This window comes from Coleofasciculus chthonoplastes PCC 7420 (assembly GCF_000155555.1).
Classification (GTDB): domain Bacteria; phylum Cyanobacteriota; class Cyanobacteriia; order Cyanobacteriales; family Coleofasciculaceae; genus Coleofasciculus; species Coleofasciculus chthonoplastes_A.
Genome location: NZ_DS989851.1, coordinates 30685 through 38135, shown reverse-complemented (window position 1 = coordinate 38135; position 7451 = coordinate 30685). Strand labels below are relative to the sequence as shown.

Annotated in this window: 6 protein-coding genes and 1 CRISPR repeat array; of the genes, 3 read left to right on the top strand and 3 right to left on the bottom strand. The window is 46.2% G+C overall.

Annotation, left to right across the window (positions count from 1 at the left end):
- Positions 1–816: 816 nt before the first annotated feature.
- A complete protein-coding gene (locus MC7420_RS16070; RefSeq protein WP_198016473.1) occupies positions 817–1260 on the top strand; it encodes an FHA domain-containing protein in 444 nt (147 codons plus the stop codon).
- Positions 1261–1368: 108 nt separating this feature from the next.
- A CRISPR array of direct repeats spans positions 1369–1845; the repeat unit is 37 nt; unit sequence GTTTCAATCCCTGATAGGGATTATAGAGGATTTCGAC.
- Between the two features lie 471 nt (positions 1846–2316).
- On the opposite strand, the gene MC7420_RS16060 is transcribed toward MC7420_RS16070, so the two are convergent.
- Positions 2317–2688 carry a GIY-YIG nuclease family protein gene (locus tag MC7420_RS16060; RefSeq protein ID WP_044207645.1) on the bottom strand — a complete coding sequence of 124 codons (372 nt, stop codon included), beginning with the start codon at positions 2686–2688 and terminating at the stop codon, positions 2317–2319.
- Positions 2689–3024: 336 nt separating this feature from the next.
- A complete protein-coding gene (gene topA, locus MC7420_RS16055; protein WP_006101735.1) occupies positions 3025–5217 on the bottom strand; it encodes a type I DNA topoisomerase in 2193 nt (730 codons plus the stop codon).
- Between the two features lie 116 nt (positions 5218–5333).
- Between topA and MC7420_RS16050 the strand changes: the two genes are divergently transcribed.
- The gene (locus MC7420_RS16050; RefSeq protein ID WP_006101774.1) at positions 5334–6155 is read left to right on the top strand and encodes a DUF4231 domain-containing protein; all 822 of its coding nucleotides are present in this window, start codon (positions 5334–5336) and stop codon (positions 6153–6155) included.
- Here MC7420_RS16050 and MC7420_RS39835 read toward each other — a convergent pair whose 3' ends face one another.
- Positions 6156–6320, bottom strand: coding sequence for a hypothetical protein (locus tag MC7420_RS39835; protein ID WP_157453194.1), 165 nt, complete (start codon positions 6318–6320; stop codon positions 6156–6158). It abuts the gene before it with no gap.
- 220 nt (positions 6321–6540) lie between these two features.
- On the opposite strand from MC7420_RS39835, the gene MC7420_RS16045 reads away from it, so the two are divergent.
- On the top strand, positions 6541–7155 hold the full coding sequence (locus tag MC7420_RS16045; RefSeq protein WP_044207643.1) for a Uma2 family endonuclease: 615 nt from the start codon (positions 6541–6543) through the stop codon (positions 7153–7155).
- Positions 7156–7451: the final 296 nt, after the last annotated feature.

The following is a 7451-nucleotide window of genomic DNA, read 5'->3' as shown; positions in this document are numbered from 1 at the left end:
AAGTTGGGGCTAAAAGCTTAAACCCGTTAAAACGGGTTCAATGGTTTATAGCAGTAGACACATCGATTAGGACTTTCGGCACCATTGTAGAGACGCGCCATGGCGCGTCTCTACATAAATGATGTGTCCTAACCGCTATGGCGGTTGCTATACTTATACGGAAGGAGGCGAGGGCGTGAGTTAGCCAGATTCGGCTTCAAGAACGTGCCATTCGGGTTAGGTTATTATTAATTTATATCAGAGTTAAAAGTATGATACTGGGAGTCACTGAACTGGGGGGTCAGACCCCTCCCTAACTCTCCCTGGCAGGGGATGATTTGGTAGCTTGTGCTACAATTACTGGGAAATTATCCCATCAATTTTAATGATTGAATGGGTATTCTAGCATCGGGACATTCACTCGTATAGCGGGTTGGACTTGCTCCGTAATAATACGGTGTGAAAAACTGGGTCAGATTCTGTAAACTGAAGTTATCAGCTATCAAGTGAGACTGAGCATCTTAACTCAATTGTGAGTTAGGTATAGTGTTAAGGTGATAACCAACAGCGATCCGGCTATTGCGATCGCGTACTCTCTATGCAAAACTCCCAAGTTAGGGGGAGATGCGGGGAAAGGACGGAATATCTAGGATTTCTGGTCACATTTCCCCACTCAGTCATGTCCTAGACATGAATCGCGCTATGCGATTCGTCTGAGGCGTGTCATGATTAAAGGGACAACTTCACACACTGACTCTTAGGAGTAGAGTGTGGGCTTATAGAAATAGTAAGCCCAATAAACTAACTATCAAAGTTTGATTTTTAGGGGTGCATCAATTGATTCATAAATCTTTGTCAGGCGTAAATCTTGCTCCAAATGTTGTTACGGTATCACTGCGATCCCCATCTCATAGTGTACCGATTCAACAATGGCATTTTACTGATCAACCGATTATTAAAATAGGGCGCTGTGCAGATAACCATATTGTGCTGCGAAGTTCGGTTGTCTCGCGTTACCATCTGGAATTGCGGCGTATGGGGAACCGATGGAAATTGATTAACTTTGGTAACAATGGGACGTATAAGGACGGTCAACCGATTACAGAATTAGAGATTCAAAAAGAAACGCTAATTCGCCTTGCTCTGTCGGGTCCTCAATTACAAATTAGTCTGAGTGCAACTATACCAGAACCTTTGTTAAAACTGCTGCGCCATCACGATTCGGGGACGGGAAATCACCCTCTTCCGGGACGATTAGGCACCATGTTAAGCGGAAGTTAATATCTGTAAGGGTAGGGAGTTGGGGGAGCCGTAGAATTCTCCCTGATAGAAGAGATTCAGGGAAATTCCTAGCGTAGGGGCTTGGTTACCAAGCCCGTATAACGTTTTGTTTCAATCCCTGATAGGGATTATAGAGGATTTCGACATCTTAGGCACAATGGCGAAAGCCTAAGGATCTGGTTTCAATCCCTGATAGGGATTATAGAGGATTTCGACTTGCTGGATGCTAATCAGTAAGTTTGGATATCGGGGGAAAAGTTTCAATCCCTGATAGGGATTATAGAGGATTTCGACCTTCTCCGTTGAGTTCATCCCGGACCAGCCTGATGTTTCAATCCCTGATAGGGATTATAGAGGATTTCGACTCGGCATTTATCGCCTCCTGGAGCACAAATAAGCCGTTTCAATCCCTGATAGGGATTATAGAGGATTTCGACCTGCTCCTTAACAACATCGATCACCTGTAGAGCGGAAATTCGTTTCAATCCCTGATAGGGATTATAGAGGATTTCGACGATTATTGGTTGCATCCGGGCAAAAGGGGTTGAGTTTCAATCCCTGATAGGGATTATAGAGGATTTCGACTGCCGACCTCTGAAACGCTTGCTGTATTGGGTTTTCAATGTTCGATTGCGACAACCTCGTTTAACTATAGCATTTCAGCCCTCAGTTTTGACAACCCCCGCCAACAAAAAAGCCTCAAATCCTTTCTGAATAAGCCTTTCAGCTATTGCGACAACCCCTTAAATCCAAAAGAGGCGGTAAACCCTGACTGGATAAAGGATACAACCTCAAATTGTGACTCCTCTGAAAAAACACCTACTGGTTGTCGCACCAATCCATCAATAGGGACTGCTGAATAAGTCTTGTAGTAAGGGGGAGCTGAGGAAGCTGGGGAAGTCAATGCTACTCAAAGTATTGGTCGCTCAGGGCTGAAGGGGTGACAAGCAGATTAAAATATTTAACTGGCTTGGTCTTGGTTGAAATTGTCTCCCCAGTGTGGAGACAATCTCTAGTTCTGGGAAGGTTGCAGTGGAGTGGACAAAACTCATCATTTCAGTCCTCATCATTACTGGGCTTGAGTTGGTTTCGACTTCCCTGGAGGGGCTGGTTTCGACTTCGCTCAACCAGCCCCCTTCGATAATGTGACTCATTCTGACATTCTGCCAAAACATGAAGCCGATTCCAATCACTATTCATCAGCGCGATTTTCTTTTTCCGATTCCAGCCTTGTACCTGTTTTTCTCGATAAAACGCATCTTCTACGCGATCATAATACTCTGCATAAACCAGCTTTACAGGTAATCTTTTCTTTGTATGATTTGCCCCTAAACCATTTTGATGTTGCCATAAACGTCGAGGTAAATCCTTTGTGCTTCCTGTGTAGAAAGAACTGTCAGAACATTCGAGGATATACATATAGGGCATGTCAAGTCATCTCCTTCCCTAATGATCGGGCTTCGACTTCGCTCAGCCCTCACGACTTCGCTCAGCCCTCACGACTTCGCTCAGCCCTCACGACTTCGCTCAGCCCTCACGACTTCGCTCAGCCCTCACGACTTCGCTCAGCCCTCACGACTTCGCTCAGCCCTCACGACTTCGCTCAGCCCTCACGACTTCGCTCAGCCCTCACGACTTCGCTCAGCCCTCACGACTTCGCTCAGCCCTCAAAGCCCTCAAAGTTAGTCCTCCTCTGCATGAGGCTAGTTGAGCAATTAGGGTGGTTGAGCGAAGCCGAAACCACCCTGTCCACGCACTTATCCATCACTTTTTCACCTCGCCAAGCTTGGGACTCCAAAACGTCCCCCTTTTCGTCCAAAAATAAGCCACATTTTTACATTTCCCCTGGCGAGACTTGGGATTCGCACAACGCAGCATCTTCTTCGCTTGACCCTCTTTCTCATATTCATACAACTCCAACGGCTTGCCACACTTGGGACAAGCATACTCGGTTAAGTTAGCTGGCTTGGCGGGTTTGGCGGCTACAGGACGTTCCGAACGCGGTAACTCATACTCCCCAGCCTTGGCATTCCAAAACATTACCGCCCCACATCCCCCCTCACGATTATCGCAACTGAGGAAATGATCGGCTTTCAGCTTCTTAGAGGTAGAAAATACCTTAGTCATCCGATGCTGACATTTAGGACAGGAATAATCCGTGAGTTCGGTTCTCGGACGCCGTTTCGATTCACCCTTCGGGGTAGACTGAGTTTGACTGGCTATTTCTGGAACTTGGGAAAATGCCGAGTTGAGCGCCGGAGCAAAATAATCTCGATTCCACCCAGTTAAATAACACTCCCAATCCAATTTCCCAGACGCGATCGCATCTAAATCCGATTCCATCTTAGCGGTAAACTCTGGCTGAATCAGATCAGGTAACACCTGTGTCAAAAATGCATCCAGTTCCATCCCCAGTTGGGTTGGCTGTAATTTCCCTTTACTTAACTGAACATAATTACGCGCTTTCAAGGTTTTAATCGTTGGCGCATAGGTGCTAGGACGACCAATTCCCGAACGTTCCATCACCTGCACCAGTTTGGGTTCGCTGTAGCGGGGGGGTGGCTGCGTCTGTTTCTTATCCGCACCTGCGTTATCTAAGGTAAGCGGTTGTCCTGGCTGTACCCGTGGTAATTGGGAATCGGCGGCAATATTATGCCAATAGCGAGTATAACCGGGTACAAGTAACACCTGTCCTCTGGCTTCCCAAAATACATCCCCCGATTGGGTGATAATCCGAGTTTTGGACAATTCAGCTTGACAGCATTGAGTGGCGATCGCGCGATTCCAAATTAAATCATACAGTTTTGCCTCATCCCTGGTTAGTTGAACCGATAATTGTTCCGGTGTGCGTTCAACATGAGTCGGACGAATCGCTTCATGGGCTTCTTGCGCCCCGGATTTCGAGCGATGGGCGGCTACTCTAGCGGGTACATTATCCGGGTCATGATGTAAAAGCCACTGTTTCGCCGCCTGACAAAACTCTGGAGACAACGCCACCGAATCCGTCCGCATGTAGGTAATATGTCCCGCTTCATAGAGACTTTGGGCAATTTTCATCGTCACTTCTGGATTCAGCTTGAGTTTTGCACCAGCAGATTGCTGAAGCGTAGAAGTTATAAATGCGGCGGGGGGAGATTGCTTAACCGTTTTTCCCTCGACTGTGACAACATAATGAGCATGAGTTCGTGCGATCGCAACGAGTTGATCCGCGTCTTCCTGAGAGAGTACCCGTGTCCCTTCCGAGACTGGAGTCTCCTCACCTGCATCATCGGGTTGAGTCTTATTTTTATCCCTCGAATTCCGCCGTTGCGTCGTTTGCGGGTAAGTTCGACCTGCGTAAACAGCCTTAAATCCCTCCTGATACTCAACCCAGACGACCCAATAATCCTGGGGTTTAAATGCCAAAATCTCTTGTTCTCGCTTCACCAGTAGATGCAGTGTCGCACTCTGCACCCGTCCCATGGACTTGCAGCCGTTATTTAAACGCCAGACTAATCGACTCCCCTTATATCCCACCAACTTATCCAAACAATCCCTAGCGCGTCCGGCGGCGACTAAATTAGAATCAAGGGATTTCGGATGTGCGATCGCGCGATCGACGGCGGCTTTGGTAATCTCGGTATAGGTCACTCGTAACGGATTCTTTAATCGCAAAGCTTGAGTTAAATGCCAACCAATCGTTTCCCCTTCTCTATCAGGATCAGTCCCCAGGTAAATTCGGTCAGCTTGGCGAATCGCACCGCGCAACTCCGATAAGATTTTCTTAGCTTGACTACTCCGGGGAACATAGCGACAGTGGATGTGGGAACCATCCAAATCAAACCCCAGAGAATCTTCACCATCATCGGCTAATTCCCGAACGTGACCCATACTGGCTTTAACTGTCCAGCCAGCACCGAGAATGGATTTGAGTTTTTTGACCTTACCGCCTGATTCGATAATTAATAGATTCGCCATGACTTTTGGCAGGAGATGAAGACTTATAGCAGTACAAGTTTTTTGGGTTGACTGAGTTGATTCCAGCGTGAAATAATATCTAGTTAAAACGATGGACAATCATCAACTCCAATATTATGACCACTCTCAACAATACTAATCCATCTGATCCGTCTCAGGCAGGAGAAAAGGGTTCACTCTTACCCAGTGTGCCGATTCCCTGGATCAAGATTGGACAATACCTGTTCCTCGCGGCGTTAATTGGTACAAGCATCATTAGCTTTGTTGTTGACAATAAAGCAAGTATCGTTATCTGGATAGCTGTTTTAGTTTCATTTTTTGTTTTCCTTGTCTTGCTCGATAAACAGTTAGCTCAAGCAGCAAGTCGTCAAATTCAGCTTGATGTTGCCAAACGAGCGGAAATTTATCAATATCTCGTTGATGAACAGCAACAACCGGGTAACAATCCCATAACGGTAGCCAGAGAAAATGCTTTGCAGTATTGCCAAGAACTGATTGAAGACTATAAACAAAGTCGCCAGACTTCGAGAAATATCTATTATACATTCCAAATGGCAACGATTGTCTTTTCTGGGATTACACCAATTCTGGTTTTGGTTGATAAGTTAGATATTGGTGTGGTTTGGTTTAAGTGGTTACCTGTTATCTTTCCAGCGGTCGCTTCTATTGTTGCCAGTGTGGTAACGTCATTTCCTTTTCAAGAAAATTGGATTTCGGCAAATACGGCAGTTGAACTGTTAGAAGCAGAACGAGAAAAATTCATATTGGGAGTAACTCAGGCGTATCGTTGCTATGATATAGCCGATGAATCCCAACGTAAGAAAAAGCTGAAACAGGCAATCGAGAATTTCATTAATCAGGTGAATACGATTCATCTGAAGCAGGTTCAAGAAGCCTCGGAAACTGGGCAAAAGCAAGAGGAGAAGGAAACCGACTGATCAGACTTCGCGCCAGTTAATTGTATCTGATGTCCGTAATCCGTAATTGGTGCGATCGCACGATTGCTGAATGTCTTGGTTGGAGGTGATGCGGAAATAGTCGCCCCAGTAGCAAGTAGTGGCGTGGCACACCTTAATTGGTGGATTAGAATTGTAGGGGCGCATAGCGTGCGCCCAATTTCACCGCCAAATCTATTTCACAATTTTAGCTGTGTCAGTCCGCCATCGTGCGTTAGCTCGGCAATAATTTAGGGGAAACTCCAATGAATTGTGTTCCCCGCGTAACGCACCAACACAAATGGATAATATAAATAATCGCGTTTTAAATCAGAAACCGGGTTTTTAACCGCCTAGATCGCTAATCTCTATGACAGGAAAGGTCAAAATGGTACAGACACCAGCAAAACCGGAAACCGAAACTCTGTTACTTGAGTTACCAAAAACCATGAAGCTATATGTCACTCCAGAACAGTTTACAGCCCTAGCAGAGTGCAATAGAGAATTACACCTGGAGAGAACGGCAAAAGGGGAATTAATTGTGAATCCACCCACAGGTTGGCGAACTGGCAAACGGAATTGGAGTATTTCTGGAGAGTTGTATATATGGTGGCGGAATGCAGATGAACCGGGCGAGGCGTTTGATTCCTCAACGGCTTTCATTTTACCCAATGGTGCTACTCGTGCCCCGGATGCTTGTTGGATTAGTCAAGAAAGTTGGGATGCACTGACTGATGAACAAAAGGGAACCTTTGCCAATATTTGCCCGGATTTTGTGGTGGAGTTACGATCGCAGTCGGATACTCTGAAGTCACTGCAAGAGAAAATGCAGGAGTATATGGATAATGGGGCTAAACTGGGTTGGTTAATCGATCCACAAAATAGAACAGTAGAAGTTTATCGAGTCGGTTTAACAGTAGAAATATTGTCAAATCCGGCTGAGTTATCCGGTGAGGAAATCTTACCGGGTTTTGTGTTGGATTTGTGTCGGGTGTGGGGTTAGTAATATGGGGTAAGGGCACGGCAATGCCCATCCGTGTCAACTTAAGCTCAACCCCTCTCCCCCAGCTGACAGGTGTAGGTTTTTTATTTAAGGGTGGAGACTAGACTTGGGGGACAAGGAAGGAAAGAAGACAAGGGGGAAAAACCGTACAGAATTCGGTTCGGTCAAACTAACTTCTAAAAGCCGAAACGCCCTATTTTTCGTTCTCACTCTTCCTTGTCTACGGTCGCTGAGCGAGAGTCGAAGTGGGTCGCTGAGCGAAGTCGAAGTGATGGTCTACCTGTCTTCCAAGTCTA

Excerpts from the sequence above, each read along its gene's own strand:
- MC7420_RS16060 (WP_044207645.1), bottom strand. The coding sequence starts at position 2,688 with ATGCCCTATATGTATATCCTCGAATGTTCTGACAGTTCTTTCTACACA.
- topA (WP_006101735.1), bottom strand. The coding sequence starts at position 5,217 with ATGGCGAATCTATTAATTATCGAATCAGGCGGTAAGGTCAAAAAACTC.
- MC7420_RS16050 (WP_006101774.1), top strand. The coding sequence starts at position 5,334 with ATGACCACTCTCAACAATACTAATCCATCTGATCCGTCTCAGGCAGGA.
- MC7420_RS39835 (WP_157453194.1), bottom strand. The coding sequence starts at position 6,320 with ATGCGCCCCTACAATTCTAATCCACCAATTAAGGTGTGCCACGCCACT.
- MC7420_RS16045 (WP_044207643.1), top strand. The coding sequence starts at position 6,541 with ATGGTACAGACACCAGCAAAACCGGAAACCGAAACTCTGTTACTTGAG.